This is a genomic window from Paraburkholderia flagellata (assembly GCF_021390645.1).
GTDB classification, from domain to species: domain Bacteria; phylum Pseudomonadota; class Gammaproteobacteria; order Burkholderiales; family Burkholderiaceae; genus Paraburkholderia; species Paraburkholderia flagellata.
In genome coordinates this window covers 919752-935585 of the sequence record NZ_JAJEJT010000003.1, presented here as the reverse complement: position 1 = coordinate 935585, position 15834 = coordinate 919752, and the positions used below count along the sequence as shown (strand labels likewise).

Genomic DNA, 15834 nt, shown 5'->3' with positions numbered 1-15834 from the left:
CAGAAAAATAAAAAGCGTAAATAATTCCGCTGCTCATGGAAATCCCGTATAAATCGGCGCGACCCGCGAAAGCTTCGGGAAGGGTTTGAATCACTAGAATCCCCGAAACGATCGAGGCGGCCAGCATCGCGCCGCCGGCCCATTCTGACGGAGACACTCAATGCAACCCAGTTCTGGCGCGCTGCGTCAAGCCGCACTCGCTGGTGGCCTGCTGTTTGCCATGGCACTTCACGGCGCTCAAGCCGCCGACGATGCCGGCGACAAGATCACCATCATGGTCGGCGGTATTACGAAGCTCATTTACCTGCCCGCGCGCCTCACCGAGCAACTGGGTTACTTCAGGGACGAGGGGTTGAACGTCGAGTTGCTCTCGCAACCCGCGGGCGTGGATGCCGAGAACGAGCTGCTCGCGGGCGCGGTGCAGGCCGTTGTGGGCTTCTACGATCACACCATCGACTTGCAGACCAAAGGTAAGGACGTCAAGGCGATCGTCGTGTTCGGTCAGGTGCCGGGCGAAGTGGAGATGGTGTCGTCGAAAGCGGCCAGCACCGTCAAGTCCATGGCCGACGTCAAAGGAAAAACGCTGGGCGTGACGGGCCTTGGCTCTTCGACCAGCTTTCTCACGCAGTATCTCGCGAGCCAGCACGGCATCGCCTCCAGCGCCTACACCATGCTGCCGGTGGGCGCGGACGCGAGTTTCATCGCCGCCATCAAGCAAGGACGCATCGACGCGGGCATGACGACCGAGCCGACCGTTTCGGCACTGCAGAAAGCCGGCGACGCGAAGGTGCTCGTGGACATGCGCACAGTGGAAGGCACGCGCGCCGCGCTCGGCGGCACCTATCCCGCCGCAAGCCTTTACGTGCAGGACGCGTGGGCCGAGTCGCACAAGGCGCAGGCGGTGAAGCTCGCGCATGCGTTCGTGCGCACCATGCAGTTCATTCACACGCACAGCGCCGAGGAAATCGCCGCGCAAATGCCCGCCGACTATCAAAAAGACAAGGGGCTCTATGTGAGCGCACTGAAGGCCTCGCTGCCGATGTACACCGCAGACGGCAAGATGCCCGCCGACGGCCCGGCGACCGTGCTGAAGGTGCTCTCGAGTTTCAATCCCTCGGTCAAGGGCAAGAACGTGGATTTGTCCGCTACGTATACGAACGAATTCGTCAGCGCGAAATGAAGGCCGCCCAGTACCGCCGTCCTGCGCGCGCCGCATGGCGGCTGTGCACCTGAGAGAGCGTGACATGGTGCATAGTCTACGTGCGCGCTTGCTGTTGTGGCTGCTGGTGCCGCTCGCCGCGTTTGTCGTCGTGACGAGCGGCGTGTCGTATGACGCCGCACGGCAGACTGCGGATCTCGTGCAGGACCATTCGCTGCTGAATTCGGCGCGTACGATCATCGAAGACGTCGACTGGGACAACGGCTCCCTCAGCGCGTCGATTCCGCCGGCGGCGCTGGAACTGTTCGAATCGCCCTGGCAGGATCACGTTTTCTACAAGGTGCTGGCCGGCAATGGCCGCTTGCTGGGCGGCGCGCCGGACTTGCCGCTGCCGCGCGCGAATACCGCCGAGGCGCCCGTGTTCTACGACACCACGTACGCGGGTATGCCGATTCGCGCCGTGGCCTACGAGCGCATGCTCTACGATTCGGGCCGCGCCGAACGCGTCATGGTGATCGTCGGCAAGACGATCGCGTCGCGCGAAGCGATGATCAACGCTTTGTGGAGGCCGCAACTTGCACGCCAGTGGTTCATGCTGGCGCTCGTTGCGCTGCTCGTGCCGCTCGGGCTCACGCTCGAACTGCGGCCGCTCATGAAGCTCAAGGACGACGTTGCCGACCGCGAGGCCGTGCAGCTGGAGCCGATCCGCCCGGACCCTCTGCCTTCGGAGCTGCGCCCGATTGTCGAAGCGATCAACCAGTGCATCGCGCGGCTCAAGGTGCATGCCGCCATGCAGCGTCAGTTCATTGCTGACGCGGCACATCAGCTGCGCACGCCGCTCACGCTGCTCACCACGCAAACGCAATTCGCGAGCCAATGCGACGCGCACGATCCTGCGCTGTACGACGCGCTCAAAGGCGTGCGCCGCACGAGCCAGAAAATGGCGGAGTTGACGAATCAACTGCTTGTGCTCGCGCAGGCGGAGTCGATGGCGCAGTCGTCGCACAGCCAGACACGCGTCGATCTCACCGAGGTCGTCTCTTCGGTGCTCGAAGAGCTGGTTCAGGCTGCGGAGCGGCGCGGCATCGATCTCGGCGCGGAACTCGCCGACGACGTTCATGTGGCGGGCAACAGGGGCCTGCTCGCTTCGCTCGTGTCGAATCTGATCGACAACGCCATCCGCTATACGCAGCCCGGCGGCCGCGTGACCGCCATCTGCCGCAGCGAAGGCAGCGAGGTGATGCTGCAGGTGGTGGACAACGGCCCCGGCATTCCAGCCGAAGCCCGTGCGCACGTGTTCGAGCGCTTCTATCGCGTGGCGGCGGATACCGAAGGCACGGGCCTCGGTCTGGCCATCGTGCACCAGGTCGCGCGCTCGCACGGCGGCTCGGTGAACGTGGCCGCAGGGGCCGCGCGCGTGGGACTGGTCGCGACAGTGCGCTTGCCTGTCTGGCCCGGATGAGAGGCAGTAAAAAAAGTGGTGAAAAGAGGTGAGGAGGGACCATGAAGCTGCTGCTCGTAGAAGACAATGCCGAACTCGCGCACTGGATCGTCAACTTGTTGCGCGCCGAGAATTTCACGGTCGACTGCGTGGTCGATGGCGAGGCCGCAGACTCCGTACTGCTCACGCAGAGCTACGATCTCGTGCTCCTCGACATGCGCTTGCCCCGACTGAGCGGCAAGGACGTGCTCAACCGCTTGCGGCGCCGGCGCAATAACGTGCCCGTGCTCATGCTGACTGCGCATGGCTCGATCGACGACAAGGTGGCGTGCTTCGGCGCCGGCGCCGACGACTACGTGGTCAAGCCGTTCGACAGCCGCGAACTGGTTGCGCGCATCAAGGCGCTGATACGGCGGCAGACGGGCGAGAAGTCGGGTTGGATGACCTGCGGCGACCTGCAGTACGTTTGTGACACGCGCGAGTTCCGCCACAAGGACGCGCCGCTCACGCTACGCCGGCGCGAGCATTCCATACTCGAAGCACTCATGCTGCGGCAGGGCAAGGCCGTGCCGAAGCATGCGCTGCTGGAGCGCATCTGCAGCCTGAGCGACGAACCGAGTGTGGACGCGATCGACATCTACATCCATCGTCTGCGCAAGCATCTCGCGGAGTCGAGCGTGCAAATCACCACGCTGCGCGGCCTGGGCTACATCCTTCGCGCGAAGGAGCCGGTGCCGGCCTGAGCAGGCCGGTTTACTTACCGGTATTGGTGGATGTACTTAGGAATACAAACTGGTCGTGAAAGAATTGCGAAGGATTCACCTCTCTACTATTCGTCTCACCCGCTGATTCACACGGCTCGCCGCAACCGGTGAGTGATGGCAGCGGGTCGATGAAAACTTCAACACAGCACCCTGGAGACGATCTTGAAGAGAAGGCACCTTGCATTTACCGTGACGGTTGGCGCGCTGGCGGCGAGCGGCGCACACGCGCAATCGAGCGTTCAGCTCTATGGTCTTCTCGACCTGAGCGTCCCCACGTATCAGTCGCACGCAGACGCCAACGGCAATCACGTGATCGGTATGGGCATCGGCGGAGAACCGTGGTTCAGCGGCAGCCGCTGGGGCGTGAAAGGCGCTGAAGACATTGGCGGCGGCACGAAGGTGATCTTCCGGCTCGAAAGCGAATACCGTGTGAGCGACGGCCAGATGGAAGACCCGGGCCAGCTCTTCGACCGCGACGCCTGGGTGGGCGTGGAGGACGACCGCTTCGGCAAGATCACGGCGGGCTTCCAGAACACCATCGCGCGCGACGCCGCGGCCATTTACGGCGACCCGTACGGCAACGCGAAGCTCACGACCGAAGAGGGCGGCTGGACCAATGCAAACAACTTCAAGCAGATGATTTTCTACGCTGCGAGTGCGACGGGCACCCGTTACAACAATGGCCTCGCGTGGAAGAAGGTGTTCGACAACGGGATCTTCGCGGCGGCTGGCTACGCGTTCGGCAATTCAACGAGCTTCGGCAACAATGCGAACTATCAGTTTGCGCTAGGCTACAACGCCCCGACCTGGACGGCCTCGACGTTCTATAACCATGTGAACAACAACGGCAACACGAACCAGGCGTTCTCGGTGGGCGGCAACTACTCGATCGGCATCGTGCGCGCCAATGCGGGTTATTTCCGCTACTGGGGCAATCAGGGTGCGCTCGGCCAGCGTCAGGACAATGCGTGGACGGTGTCGTTCAAGCTCGTGCCGAAGGGCGCACTCGACTACGAACTGGGCTATCAGCAAATGCGCACGCACAACGCCGCGTATAACATCGATGGCGATATTCCGAACGCGAACATCGGCGCATTCGATCCCACGAGCGGGCTGCACAACGGCTTCAAGGAAACGCTCTACGGCTCGATCTTCTATCACCTGTCCAAGCGCACCGAAGTGTATCTGGCGGGCGACTACATGAAGCTGCATGGCGGCTACACGGTCGGCACGACTTTCGGCGCGACCAACCAGGTCGAAGTGACGACGGGCGTACGCACGCGCTTCTGATCCGGCTTTTCATCCGCGCTCATGACACACGGGCTCGATTCGCCAGGCGAATCGAGCCCGTTGTGCTTTCTGCGGCATCAACCCGCGTTCACGCAGGCAACGCTCGGCGCCGTATAGGCCGAGGGGTAGGGCGACTCCGGTCCGCTCACGAGCCGCAAGGGTTGCGTGGCAAGGACATCAGCCTCCACTTGCTCGCGGCGCGTGAGCACCGCGGTTTCGCCCGCAGGTTGTGATTCGTTCACGCTGCAAAGCAGATTCCTTCCGCTCGATAACTGCACAGACGTCTGGTAAGCGGAACCCGGCGGCGCGGCCAGCGCGCAGGTACTCCACAGCGCCGCGGCGCAAACGGCGGCGCATCCTGGCAAGACGATCTTCATGGCTCGCTCCTCAAATTGCGGTGATTCATCTTCGGCCAACGATCGGCGTGGTTCCAGAGCGAATTCTGAAAATGACTCTTGCCATCGGCTCAACGATCGTGCCGTTCGTATGGGCGGCCGCGATCGATCGGCAGGCTGAGATTTCAGCCTGCGGCTCGCACCGATTCTGAAATTTCGGCGCGATGAAATGCCCGGGGTGGGAGGCATTTATGGAAATTGTAAATAAATCAACGAGTTGCGAGCGATTCGCCGAGCGGGACCGCGCTGGCACGGCTAGTGCTTTATAGACGCCCAGCGGCGTATCCCTCGATAGCCCGCACCCTTATTAAACAAGCACCGGAGACGCGACGCAGTCCGGTCGCGAAAACGAAGGAGACATCCCGTGCAGAACAGCGTATCCGCATCCGCCGCCTCGCAGGTGACCCAGGCGGCCCCCGAGCCATCCACCACGACCTCAACCCGCTTCTGGCCCGAAGGCTGGTGGAAGCTGATGGAAATCCGCATCGGCATTATTCCGCTGCCGATCTACGTGATCCTGTTCGCACTCATCGCGGGGTTCGCGGTCACCGGGAAGGTGCCGGGCGAGATCTCGATGGCCATCGCCGTGCTCGCTTTCTGCGGCTTCACGTGCGCCGAACTCGGCAAGCGCCTGCCGCTGCTGCGCAATATCGGCGCTGCGGCGATTCTCGCGACCTTCGTGCCTTCGGCGCTCGTCTACTATCACGTGCTGCCCAAGCCCGTTCAGCACCTCACGGTCGAGTTCACGAAGCAGACCAACTTCCTGTATCTCTTCATCGCCTCGATCATCGTCGGCAGCATTCTGAGCATGGACCGGCGCGTGCTGATTCAAGGCTTCCTGAAGATCTTCATTCCGCTCGCGGCCGGCACGGTCGCGGCAACCATCGTGGGCACGGCGGTTGGCGCGGCGCTCGGCCTTGGCGTCAAACATACGCTGCTTTTTATCGTCGTGCCGATCATGGCGGGCGGCGTTGGCGAAGGCGCGATTCCGCTTTCGGTGGGCTACTCGGAAATCATGCACGTGGCGCAAGGCGACCTGTTCGCGCAGGTGCTGCCGCCCGTGATGCTCGGCAGCCTCATCGCCATCATCCTCTCGGGCGTGCTCGACATGGTGGGCCGGCGCATGCCGCATCTCACCGGCAACGGCCGTCTGCAAGTCGGCGCGACCGATGAACTGGCGTCGTCGAACGACGAAGTCCGCGGTCACGTGGATGTGAGCCACATCGCCGCAGCGGGTATCACGGCGATCACGCTGTACCTCATCGGCCTGATGGCCAACAAGCTGTTCGGTCTGCCCGCGCCGGTGGCGATGCTGTTCCTCGCCGTGCTCGTGAAGCTTGCGCGCGCCGTTTCGCCGCCGCTGCAGGAAGGCGCGTTCGTGGTCTACAAGTTCTTCTCGACCGCGGTCACGTACCCGCTGCTGTTCGCGATCGGCGTGGCGATGACGCCGTGGGACAAGCTCATGGCGGCGTTCACGCTCGTCAACGTCGTGACGATTGCCGCGACCGTGGTCACGCTCATGGGCACGGGCTTCGTGGTGGGGCGCCTGATGAAGATGTACCCTATCGACACCGCAATCGTGAACGCGTGCCACAGCGGCCAGGGCGGCACCGGCGACGTGGCGATCCTCACCGCCGCGAACCGCATGCAGCTCATGCCGTTCGCGCAGATCGCCACGCGTATTGGCGGCGCCATCGTCGTGACCGTGACGCTCATCCTGCTCGCGCATTTCGGCGCATGACGCGCCGCTGTGCGCTACTCGCGCGCGCCTTCTCGATGACGGCGCCGGTGCATCCGGCGTGCGGTATCCGCTGAACCCGCCGTCTGGCGGCAGCCAATCGACGAGGGTGAACGTGCGCATGCGTTACAAGGGCATTCCATGGTGGGGATGGGCGGCGGCGGCCGTGCTGTATGTTGGCGCGGCCGCCGCCGCGGTGGAGTTCGCCTGGAACCGCGCGATCGATGCGCTCGCCGACGTGGGCGAGCATCGGCTCGATCTCTACGCGGCGAGCCTGAAAAGCGAGCTGGGACGCTTCGAGATGGTCCCCGCGCTCGTGGCGCGCCAGGACAGCGTGCGCGCGTTGCTCAAAGCGTCGCCCGATGAAGCGCGCGGCATGTTGCCTGCGGTCGATACCTACCTCGCAGCGGTCAACGACGATGTCGGCAGCGGCGCCGTTGACGTGATCGACGCGCAAGGCACGGTGCTCGCCGCGAGCAACTGGAACCAGCCGGTCAGCTTCGTCGGCACCAACGTATCGTATCGCCCGTACTTCAAGGACGCGCTCGCGCAGGGCCGCGGCCGCTTCTTCGGCATTGGCACGAACACCGGCGTTCCGGGCCTGTACTTCGCGAATGCGATCCATGATGGCGACACGGCGATAGGCGCGGCAGCCGTGAAGGTCAGCGTCGACGCGCTCGAATCCGCGTGGCGCACGCCTGGCGAAGCGGCGATCGTCGTCGACAGCAACGGTGTGATCGTGATCTCGACCCAGCCCGAATGGAAATTCACCGCCATGCGAGCGATGACCGAGCCGCAGCAGCGCGACATCCAGGCGTCGCGGCAATACGCGGGCCGCATCGTCGAGGCGCTCCAATACCGGCGCGTGGGCGACTGGAACGACAGCGCCTGGATCGGCATCTTCCCCGACCTGCGCCGCGCGGGCCGCACCGCGCGCTTTCTCGTGATGTCGCGCCCCGCGCCGCAAGGGCAGGACACGATCATGGTGCTGCTCGACACGGCGGGCGCGCGGCGGCAGCAGCGGCTCGCGTTTGCGTCCGTGACGGGCGTGTTTCTGATCGCCGCGCTCTACGCGCTGTATGCGGTGCAGCGGCGACGCGTGATCGTTGAAAAGCTCAAGGCGCAAGAAGCCTTGCGGCGCGCGAACGACCAGCTGGAAACGACCGTGGCGCAGCGTACCGCCGCGCTCACGCAGGCAAACGCGCAGATGCAGCGTGAGATCGCCGAGCGCGAACGCACCGAGCAGCGCCTGCGCGCCACGCAGCAGGAGGTCGTGCATGCCGGCAAGCTCGCCGTGATCGGCCAGATGGCGGCGGGGCTCACGCACGAGCTGAATCAGCCGCTCGTCGCGATCCGCACGCTCTGCGACAATGCGCGCACTTTCTTCGAGCGCAATCAACCTGCACAGGCGATCGCCAATCTCGAACGCGTCGGGCGTCTCGTGGACAGCATGGCGGTGCTGACGAGCGAACTGAAGGCGTTCGCGCGCAAGCCGGATGTGGAGCGCGTGGCGGTGTCGCTTGGCGAAGCTGTCGCGCATGCGAGGCTCATCTACGAGTCGCGGATCCGCGATGAAGCGGTGCGGCTCGATGTGCGCATCGCGCCGGGCACGACGGTGAATGCGGAGTCGAGCCAACTGCAGCAGGTGATCGTCAATCTGCTTGGCAATGCGCTCGACGCCGTGCGCGACGCGAGCACGCGCGTGATCGCGATGGAGGCCAGCGAGCCCGACGCGCAAGGCCGCGTGCGCTTCACGATCGACGACTCCGGCCCCGGCATCGCGCCGGACGTGCTGGCGCACCTGTTCGAGCCGTTCGTGACGACCAAGCCGCGCGGGCAAGGCCTTGGGCTTGGGCTTGCGATCACGTCGCGCATTGTCGAAGGCTTCGGCGCGAAAATCACCGCAACGAATCGCGACGAAGGCGGGGCGCGCTTCACGATCGAATTCGCGGCTGCCGAGCCGCAAAGGACAGAACATGGCAGATGAGATTCGCGTGCTGGTCGTTGAGGACGATGAAAATGTCCGCATCGGCGTCGAGCAGGCGGTGGCGCTGGCGGGCTTTCCCGTGAGCGCGTACGCATCAGCGGCCGATGCCTACGCCGACGTCGCGCCGGGTGCGCCGATTGTGGTCGTCTCGGACGTGCGCATGCCCGGCATCGACGGACTGCAACTGCTCGATCACGTGATGGCGATCGACCCGCAAATTCCGGTGTTGCTGATCAGCGGACATGCGGACATTTCGACGGCAGTCAGCGCGATGCGCGTGGGTGCCTACGACTTCATCGAAAAACCGTTCTCGTCCGATGTGATCGCGGCCCGCGTGGCCCGGGCGGTCGAGAAACGGCGGCTCACGCTCGAAGTCGAGGGGCTGCGCGCGACGCTGCACAACTGGCAGGGGATCGAGGCACTGGTGCTCGGCAAGTCGCCGGCCATGGCGGAAGTCCGCAAAAAAATTCTGCGCCTCGCTGACACGTCCGTGTCGGTGCTGATCACCGGCGAAACGGGCACCGGCAAGGAACTGATCGCACGCAGCCTGCACGACTTCAGCGCGCGGCGCGACGCGCATTTCGTGGCGCTGAACTGCGGCGGACTGCCCGAGCAGGTGTTCGAAAGCGAACTGTTCGGGCACGAGGCGGGCGCATTCACGGGCGCGATCAAGAAGCGCGTTGGCAAGATCGAATGGGCGAACGGCGGCACGCTCTTTCTCGACGAAATCGAAACGATGCCGATGCCGCTGCAGATCAAGATGCTGCGCGTGCTGCAGGAGCGCGTGGTCGAGCGCCTGGGCGCGAACGAATTAATTCCGGTGGATTGCAGGATCGTCGCCGCTTCGAAGGCGGACCTCGCCGAAGTCTCTGCCGAGGGGAGCTTCCGCGCCGACCTGCTGTACCGGCTGAACGTCGCGCAGATCGAATTACCGCCGCTGCGCGAGCGGCGCGAGGACGTGCCGCTGCTGTTCGAGCACTTCGTGCTCGCGGCCGCGCGCCGCTTCGGCATGCCGGCGCCGGTCGTGACCGCTGCACAGGTGTCCGAACTCATGACGCACGCGTGGCCCGGCAACGTGCGCGAGCTGCAGAATGTCGCCGACCGCTTCGTGCTCGGGCTGACCGGCGACAGCCTGCTTTCGGCGGGCGCCGTCGCGACGAAAGGGGACACGCTCGCGGAGCAGCTGGCGTACTTCGAACGCATGCTGATCGAGAATGCGTTGCGCCGCCATCAAGGCAACGTCGCCCAGGCGAGCGACGAGCTTGGAATGCCGAAGAAAACGCTTTATCACAAGCTGCGTCAGTTGAAGATCGCGGGCCGCGACTCGCAGGGCGAGGAGAAAGACGAGAAGGACGCCTGACCGGACTAGTTGGTGCGGTAGGTGGTGGTTGACGATTGCAGCTTGGTGAGCGCGCCGTTCTTCAGCCGGAACCAGCCCTCCGAGCCTTGCATCACGACTTCGTCGGGTTGCCAGAACACGCGCTTGATCGTCATGCGCGTGCTCACGTGCTGTACGAGCGGCGGATTGTGGCGAAAGTCGTACAGCACCGGGCCGTAGGCGGTCTGCACGAGCATGCGCGTAATTGTGCTGTTGTCGTGGGCCAATTCGTCGAAATGCGCGAGCGTTTTCGCGTCGAAACGGTCGAAGATATCCTTGCCGAGTACCGCCACGAAGTCGCGGTCGTCGCGCACGAATTGCACCGTGCCTGCGGGGGTGGCGAAGGAGCCAGTCGCGTCGCTTTGCGCATGTGCGCAGGTCACGAACGAGGCGGCGGTGAGCGCGGCGAGTAACAGTCGTTTCATGTTTCTTTCCAGTTGGTTCGCAGCATTTTCGTTCATTTTTGCCGATGCGTCGATCCCGGGTTGCTTCGCTACGCGATTCTATTAATAAGGAAAACTTATTGATTGGAGAGTGCCGCGAGCAGCTGATTCTTCACAATAGCCGTCGCGCGCGGCTGGCGGCCGAATTCGTACCAGGCCACGTGCCGGCGCCACGTGGTGCCGGGAATCGGCTTGACGAACAATTGCGGGTCGTCGGTCCACGCGGCGTGCCGCAGGCTCGGCACAATCGAAACCCCCACATTCTGCCGCACCAGATCGGCAATTGCGGCAATCGAATTCATTTCGAGCACCGGATTGACCTCCACGCGCAGGCGGCGCAGCAGGCTCGCCACATGCCTGCCGGTGAGCGAAGCCGTTTCGAATCCGATGAACGGAAAGCGCTTGAGCAGCGAGGCCGCCGACGCGTCGGCGGGACCGACGGCGGGATTGGCCAGCAGCACAAGCGGCTCCTCATAGAGCGACTCCCACGATTCGGGCAACGTGGTGCTACGCGGCTCGCTGATGATCACCGCTGCGTCGATTTCGCCCGCGCGCACCTGACGCTCCAGTTCCGGGCTGCTGCCGTGGGTGAGGCGCACGTTCAGCGCGGGGTACGGAACCTTGAGCTTGATGACGTTGGCGGCGAGAAAACCCATCGACGACACGGTCGCGCCGATCGTGACCGTGCCTTCGATGCTATGCGTGTCGGCGACGCCGCGCAGCAGCGAATCGTAGGCCGCCACCACCGTGCGCGCTTGTTCGAGGATCGAGCGGCCCGCGTCGTTGAGCTGGATGCTGCGGCCGCTGCGGTCGAATAACTGGCGCTGGCATACGCGCTCCAGCGTGCGCATTTGCGCGCCAACAGCCGCGTGGGTCAGCGCCATGCGATCGGCGGCGGCGGCCATCGTGCCGTGCTTCTCGATTGCCAGAAAGGTCCGGAGCATTCGGATTTCACTCATCTTCCGCCTCCTCGGGCGAGTTTTCGGCATGTCTCGCCGTGCCCGCATGATCCCACGAAACACAAAAAAATCTTTCCTTTCAGTAAACAAAATAACGCTTTTTATTTTATTTCTCTCGCCCGAGAATCGGCTCATTGAAGTTCATTCGTTTCTTGCGTGGGAGTCATTCGATGCCGCAAATCCAGCCGTTTCCATTCGTCAGCGTGTCCGGCAAGCCCTATGAGCGCGGGGTGCAATATGGCCGCGCGGTGGCCGACCGCGTTCGCCTGAGCGCGTCGCGCTACGGCCAGACGCTGCGCAATATTGGGTACAGCGAAGCGTCGCAAATGGCGCTGATCCGCTCGCTCGAACAGGCCATCGGCGAGTTCCAGCCGGCGTATCTGGACGAAATGCGCGGCATTGCGGCGGGCGCGAACGTGCCGTTCGAGGACATCGTCATGATCAACGCACGCACCGAGGTGCTGGCCAAGGCGCGTGCCGAAAAGACGACGCCCGCGGACGCCGAAGACGAGGACGGCTGCACGGGCGTGCTGGTGCTGCCGTCGCGTTCCGCTAACGGGCAACTGATCCACGCGCAGAACTGGGACTGGAAAGCCGACTGCGTCGATACCGGCATCGTGCTACGTGTGCGCAACGACGAGGGGCCCGATTATCTGACCTTCGTCGAATCGGGCGGCCTCGCGCGCAGCGGCTTCAATGCAGCGGGCGTGTCGATCACGGCGAACTACCTCGAATCGGATCGCGATTTCACGCAGATGGGCGTGCCGCTCTCGCTGCTGCGTCGCCGCGTGCTCGAAGAGCCGGTATTCGCGAATGCGATGCGCACGATCGCCACGACGCCCAAATCGTGCTCGAACAACATCATGCTGGGCATGGCCGAGGGCTTCGGCATCGATTTCGAATGCGCGCCGGACGAGGCCTTTCCGATCTGGCCAGGAGACGACCAGTTGATCGTGCATGCGAACCACTGGATGAGTCCGGTCGCACGCACGAAGCTGCGCGATACCGGCTGCGAAAACTCGCCCGACAGCTACTACCGCGACTGGCGCGTGCGTCAGTTGCTGAACGCCGCGCCGAAGGTGGATCGCAATGCGGTGAAGGCCGCGCTGTTCGACGCGTTCGGCACGCCGCATTCAGTTTGCCGTCCGCCGCGCCCGGGCACGCGCCACACGCTGAGTGCAACGGTCGCGATGATCGTCATGCAGCCGGCCAGCGGCGAGATGGACGTCGCGCCGATGCCGGCGCTCAACCGCGTTTTCACACGCTACAGCTTGCAGCACGAGCCGATTGCCGAAGCGGCCTGAAGCGCAAAAGACACCATATCAGAAACGAATCAGGAGGCGAGACCGATGTCCGAAGTTGCAGAAAGGCCGCTCACGGCAGTCACGGCGAAAGCCGAAGCGCTCTATGACCTGGGTTCGACCACGGTGTACGCAAGCCGGCACGATTCGCGGTTCCCATACACGCTTTACGTGCCGCCCGAAGTGACCACGCCTGGCAACGACGTCGAACTGGTCATCGTGATGCACGGCACTGGCCGGCAATTCATTCAGTACCGCGATGCATTTGCGAGCTTCGGCCGCTGGAACCGCTGCATCGTGCTGTGTCCGCTCTTTCCGGTGGGCGTGCGCGGCGACGGCGACCGCAGTGGTTTCAAGCGCCTCGTGGAAGGCGACATCCACTACGATAAAGTCCTGCTCGACATGGTGAGCGAAGTCGGCGAACGCTACGGCAAATGCTTCGGGAAGTTCGCGTTGTTCGGCTACTCGGGCGGCGGGCAGTTCGTCAACCGTTTTGCCTATGTTCACCCTGAGCGCTTGTGGGCGGCCACGATCGGCGCGCCGGGCAACGTGACGTTGCTGGACACGTCGAAGGACTGGTGGCTGGGCGTGGGCGGCTTCGAGCGGCAGTTCGGCAAGCCTTTCGATCTCGCCGCGCTGCGCCGGGTGCCGGTGCAAATGGTGGTGGGCCGCGCGGATCTCGAAACGTGGGAAATCACGGTGCGCGACGATAGCCCGATGTACCTGCCGGGCATCAACGACGCGGGCAGAACGCGCCCGGAGCGGCTCAGAGCGCTCAAGGCATCATTTGAGGCGGCCGGTATTGCCGTGCGCTTCGACGAACTCGAGAACATCGCCCACAGCGGCCTGCAGGTGGTCGAGGTGGTCCAGGACTTCTTTGCGCAAAGCCTGCGCACGATGCGCACGGGAGCCTAAGCCGATGGACACGGTCAGCGAAGCCAGAAAGATCCGCAAAGTCATCATCACGACCGTGGCGGGCGGCACGTTCGAATGGTTCGACTTCGCGGTGTATGCCTATTTTTCGAGCTTGATCGCGCGGACTTTTTTTGCTGGCGTAAATCGCGGCGAATCCTTGCTGCTGACGTTCGCGACGTTCGCGGTCGGCTTTCTCGTGCGGCCGATAGGCGGCGTCGTGATGGGCATGTACGCCGACCGCGCGGGGCGCGTCAAGGCGCTCTCGTGGATCATGGTGGCGATGTCCGTGGCTTCGCTGCTGCTGGCGCTGACGCCGGGCTACGCCACGTTGGGGCTCGCGGCGCCCATTCTGGTGGTGATCGGCCGCCTCGTGCAGGGCTTTGCGGTGGGCGCGCAGTTCGCGCTCTCGTCCGTCACGATCTACGAGGTGGCGCCGCCCGGCAAGAAGATGTACTACGGCAGCTTCAACATGGTTTCGCTCGGGGTGGCGGCCATGCTGTCTTCGGGTTGCAGCTACCTGTTGACGAGTCATCTTTCGCACGCCGCGCTCGCCACGTGGGGATGGCGCGTACCGTTCCTGATCGGCGCACTCGTCGGGCCGATCGGGTTCTATCTCCGGCATCACATCGGCGAGTCGGACGACTTTCAGCGGATGCAGGCGCGCCCCGCAGCGCAGGCACCAGCGCTCGTGCGCGCGCGCCAGTTCGTGCGCGAAAACGGCGATGCGCTCGTGTGCGCGATGGGCGTGATGATCGCCGGCACCTCGCTCAATTACGTGTGGAATGCCTATTTGCCGAACTACGCGCAGTTCCAGTTGCATCTCTCGCTGGGCTCGACGCTGCGCGGCGTGTTCGTGACGAGCCTCGTCATGTCGATCCTTTCGCCCGTGTTCGGCAAGCTCGCCGACCGCATTGGCGCATATCGTTTGTTTTGCTTATTTATTGCGGGATGGATGGTGTGCGTCTTTCCGCTCTTCTGGTACCTGCTCGCCCAGCCGAGCGAGTACAGGCTGATGTTCGTGCAGATCGTCGGCATGCTGTTCCTGACGCTGCAAGGCGCCGCGCACCCCGGCATGCTCGTGAAGATCTTTACGGTGCAAGGCCGCTCCACGGGCGTCGCGATCGCGTACAACACGGCGGTGATGCTGTTCGGCGGATTGGCGCCGTTTTATATCTCGGTCGTGGCGCGATTTACCGACGCCAGATTCATTCCGCCAGGCTATCTGTTCGGCACGAGTCTGCTGGCCATCGTGCTGGTGCTGCTCACGCGCACGGGGCGGCGGGTGTTGCATGAGGACCGCGCAGAGCGCCGCTACGAGGCGCAGACGTCGTCAGCCTGAATGCGTCATGCGCAACGCACGGCTAGGAGAGCAGGTCCTCGTAGAACGCGCCGAACGCGCGCGTGGGGTGAGCGATCTGTATTTCGAGGATCCACAACCCGGCGGTCGGCACCGTTTCGAAGTCGCCGAGGTCGCCGGCCCGGTAGATGGCGTGCGGGAAGTCGCTCACACGATGACCTTTGATATCGACGTTCAGGCGCCAGCCGTAGGCGCTCGCGCGTTCGGCGGCGAATTCGTAGAGCGCCTTGCCGCTGCAGCCCGTGCTGCGCCAGTGGATGGCCACCTCGTCGTAGATGAGCTTGACGTCGCGCGCGCAGCGCCGCATTTCCAGGTCGCCGCCGGTGACGAAGGTGGCGCCCGCGTCGCCTTCATGCTGGTTCCACACAACGCCGAGGTCGATGAAGAAAATGTCGTCCGCGCCCAGAACGGGGTCGCCTTCGGAGCGCTCCTTGAAGATGCGCAGCGTGTTCTCGCCGAAGCGGATCAGCACGGGATGCCAGATGCGGTCCATGCCCAGCGCTTCGAGTATGGCCTTGCTTTGCGCAGTGGCTTCCGATTCGCGCATGCCGGGCCGGATGGCCGCCGCAATCTGCTCGATCGCCTTCCAGGTCATCACGCGCGCGTGCGCCATGGCGTCGGCCGAGAATTTTTCTCCCACCGCTTCCTTGCTGCCAGTATTCACCTGATGTCGCTCCAGTTGTCTTGCCGCGCATCGCGCAGGGGAC

The 15834-nt window shown here is 63.9% G+C and carries 14 protein-coding genes; 10 read left to right on the top strand and 4 right to left on the bottom strand.

Going from position 1 to position 15834, the window contains the following annotated elements:
* The first annotated feature begins 160 nt into the window (after positions 1 to 160).
* The 4 genes from L0U83_RS27880 (at position 161) to L0U83_RS27865 (ending at position 4654) form a co-directional block, all read left to right on the top strand.
* Positions 161 to 1180: an ABC transporter substrate-binding protein gene (locus L0U83_RS27880; RefSeq protein ID WP_233887372.1), complete on the top strand. Its 1020-nt coding sequence runs from the start codon at positions 161 to 163 to the stop codon at positions 1178 to 1180.
* 64 nt (positions 1181 to 1244) lie between these two features.
* The gene (locus tag L0U83_RS27875) at positions 1245 to 2621 is read left to right on the top strand and encodes a sensor histidine kinase (protein ID WP_233887371.1); all 1377 of its coding nucleotides are present in this window, start codon (positions 1245 to 1247) and stop codon (positions 2619 to 2621) included.
* Positions 2622 to 2662: 41 nt separating this feature from the next.
* The gene (locus L0U83_RS27870; RefSeq protein ID WP_233887370.1) at positions 2663 to 3343 is read left to right on the top strand and encodes a response regulator; all 681 of its coding nucleotides are present in this window, start codon (positions 2663 to 2665) and stop codon (positions 3341 to 3343) included.
* Positions 3344 to 3526: 183 nt separating this feature from the next.
* A complete protein-coding gene (locus L0U83_RS27865) occupies positions 3527 to 4654 on the top strand; it encodes a porin (RefSeq protein WP_233887369.1) in 1128 nt (375 codons plus the stop codon).
* A 77-nt stretch (positions 4655 to 4731) separates the two neighbouring features.
* On the opposite strand, the gene L0U83_RS27860 is transcribed toward L0U83_RS27865, so the two are convergent.
* The gene (locus L0U83_RS27860) at positions 4732 to 5031 is read right to left on the bottom strand and encodes a hypothetical protein (protein WP_233887368.1); all 300 of its coding nucleotides are present in this window, start codon (positions 5029 to 5031) and stop codon (positions 4732 to 4734) included.
* 418 nt (positions 5032 to 5449) lie between these two features.
* Here L0U83_RS27860 and L0U83_RS27855 point away from each other — a divergent pair, with 418 nt between their 5' ends.
* The 3 genes from L0U83_RS27855 (at position 5450) to L0U83_RS27845 (ending at position 10134) form a co-directional block, all read left to right on the top strand.
* Positions 5450 to 6790 (top strand): 2-hydroxycarboxylate transporter family protein, encoded by a 1341-nt coding sequence (locus L0U83_RS27855; protein ID WP_233887912.1) that lies wholly within the window; start codon positions 5450 to 5452, stop codon positions 6788 to 6790.
* A 118-nt stretch (positions 6791 to 6908) separates the two neighbouring features.
* A complete protein-coding gene (locus tag L0U83_RS27850) occupies positions 6909 to 8774 on the top strand; it encodes a sensor histidine kinase (protein WP_233887911.1) in 1866 nt (621 codons plus the stop codon).
* Positions 8764 to 10134 (top strand): sigma-54-dependent transcriptional regulator, encoded by a 1371-nt coding sequence (locus tag L0U83_RS27845; protein ID WP_233887367.1) that lies wholly within the window; start codon positions 8764 to 8766, stop codon positions 10132 to 10134. Before L0U83_RS27850 ends, L0U83_RS27845 begins: the two co-directional genes overlap by 11 nt.
* A 5-nt stretch (positions 10135 to 10139) precedes the next feature.
* On the opposite strand, the gene L0U83_RS27840 is transcribed toward L0U83_RS27845, so the two are convergent.
* Together L0U83_RS27840 and L0U83_RS27835 are read right to left on the bottom strand one after the other, a co-directional pair.
* A complete protein-coding gene (locus L0U83_RS27840) occupies positions 10140 to 10577 on the bottom strand; it encodes a hypothetical protein (RefSeq protein WP_233887366.1) in 438 nt (145 codons plus the stop codon).
* Positions 10578 to 10672: 95 nt separating this feature from the next.
* Positions 10673 to 11554 carry a LysR substrate-binding domain-containing protein gene (locus L0U83_RS27835; protein WP_233887365.1) on the bottom strand — a complete coding sequence of 294 codons (882 nt, stop codon included), beginning with the start codon at positions 11552 to 11554 and terminating at the stop codon, positions 10673 to 10675.
* Positions 11555 to 11724: 170 nt separating this feature from the next.
* On the opposite strand from L0U83_RS27835, the gene L0U83_RS27830 reads away from it, so the two are divergent.
* The 3 genes from L0U83_RS27830 to L0U83_RS27820 are packed head-to-tail and all read left to right on the top strand — an operon-like array spanning position 11725 to position 15109.
* Positions 11725 to 12858 carry a C45 family autoproteolytic acyltransferase/hydrolase gene (locus tag L0U83_RS27830; protein WP_233887364.1) on the top strand — a complete coding sequence of 378 codons (1134 nt, stop codon included), beginning with the start codon at positions 11725 to 11727 and terminating at the stop codon, positions 12856 to 12858.
* 45 nt (positions 12859 to 12903) lie between these two features.
* Entirely contained in the window at positions 12904 to 13770 is an 867-nt protein-coding gene (locus tag L0U83_RS27825) for an alpha/beta hydrolase (RefSeq protein ID WP_233887363.1), read from the top strand.
* Between the two features lie 4 nt (positions 13771 to 13774).
* Entirely contained in the window at positions 13775 to 15109 is a 1335-nt protein-coding gene (locus L0U83_RS27820; RefSeq protein ID WP_233887362.1) for an MFS transporter, read from the top strand.
* A 22-nt stretch (positions 15110 to 15131) separates the two neighbouring features.
* Here L0U83_RS27820 and L0U83_RS27815 read toward each other — a convergent pair whose 3' ends face one another.
* The gene (locus L0U83_RS27815) at positions 15132 to 15791 is read right to left on the bottom strand and encodes a M24 family metallopeptidase (RefSeq protein WP_233887361.1); all 660 of its coding nucleotides are present in this window, start codon (positions 15789 to 15791) and stop codon (positions 15132 to 15134) included.
* Between the last annotated feature and the right edge of the window lie 43 nt (positions 15792 to 15834).

Coding starts and splice junctions, on each gene's coding strand:
- L0U83_RS27860 (WP_233887368.1), bottom strand. CDS start 5,031: ATGAAGATCGTCTTGCCAGGATGCGCCGCCGTTTGCGCCGCGGCGCTG.
- L0U83_RS27850 (WP_233887911.1), top strand. CDS start 6,909: ATGCGTTACAAGGGCATTCCATGGTGGGGATGGGCGGCGGCGGCCGTG.
- L0U83_RS27825 (WP_233887363.1), top strand. CDS start 12,904: ATGTCCGAAGTTGCAGAAAGGCCGCTCACGGCAGTCACGGCGAAAGCC.
- L0U83_RS27830 (WP_233887364.1), top strand. CDS start 11,725: ATGCCGCAAATCCAGCCGTTTCCATTCGTCAGCGTGTCCGGCAAGCCC.
- L0U83_RS27840 (WP_233887366.1), bottom strand. CDS start 10,577: ATGAAACGACTGTTACTCGCCGCGCTCACCGCCGCCTCGTTCGTGACC.
- L0U83_RS27845 (WP_233887367.1), top strand. CDS start 8,764: ATGGCAGATGAGATTCGCGTGCTGGTCGTTGAGGACGATGAAAATGTC.
- L0U83_RS27880 (WP_233887372.1), top strand. CDS start 161: ATGCAACCCAGTTCTGGCGCGCTGCGTCAAGCCGCACTCGCTGGTGGC.
- L0U83_RS27875 (WP_233887371.1), top strand. CDS start 1,245: ATGGTGCATAGTCTACGTGCGCGCTTGCTGTTGTGGCTGCTGGTGCCG.
- L0U83_RS27820 (WP_233887362.1), top strand. CDS start 13,775: ATGGACACGGTCAGCGAAGCCAGAAAGATCCGCAAAGTCATCATCACG.
- L0U83_RS27835 (WP_233887365.1), bottom strand. CDS start 11,554: ATGAGTGAAATCCGAATGCTCCGGACCTTTCTGGCAATCGAGAAGCAC.
- L0U83_RS27870 (WP_233887370.1), top strand. CDS start 2,663: ATGAAGCTGCTGCTCGTAGAAGACAATGCCGAACTCGCGCACTGGATC.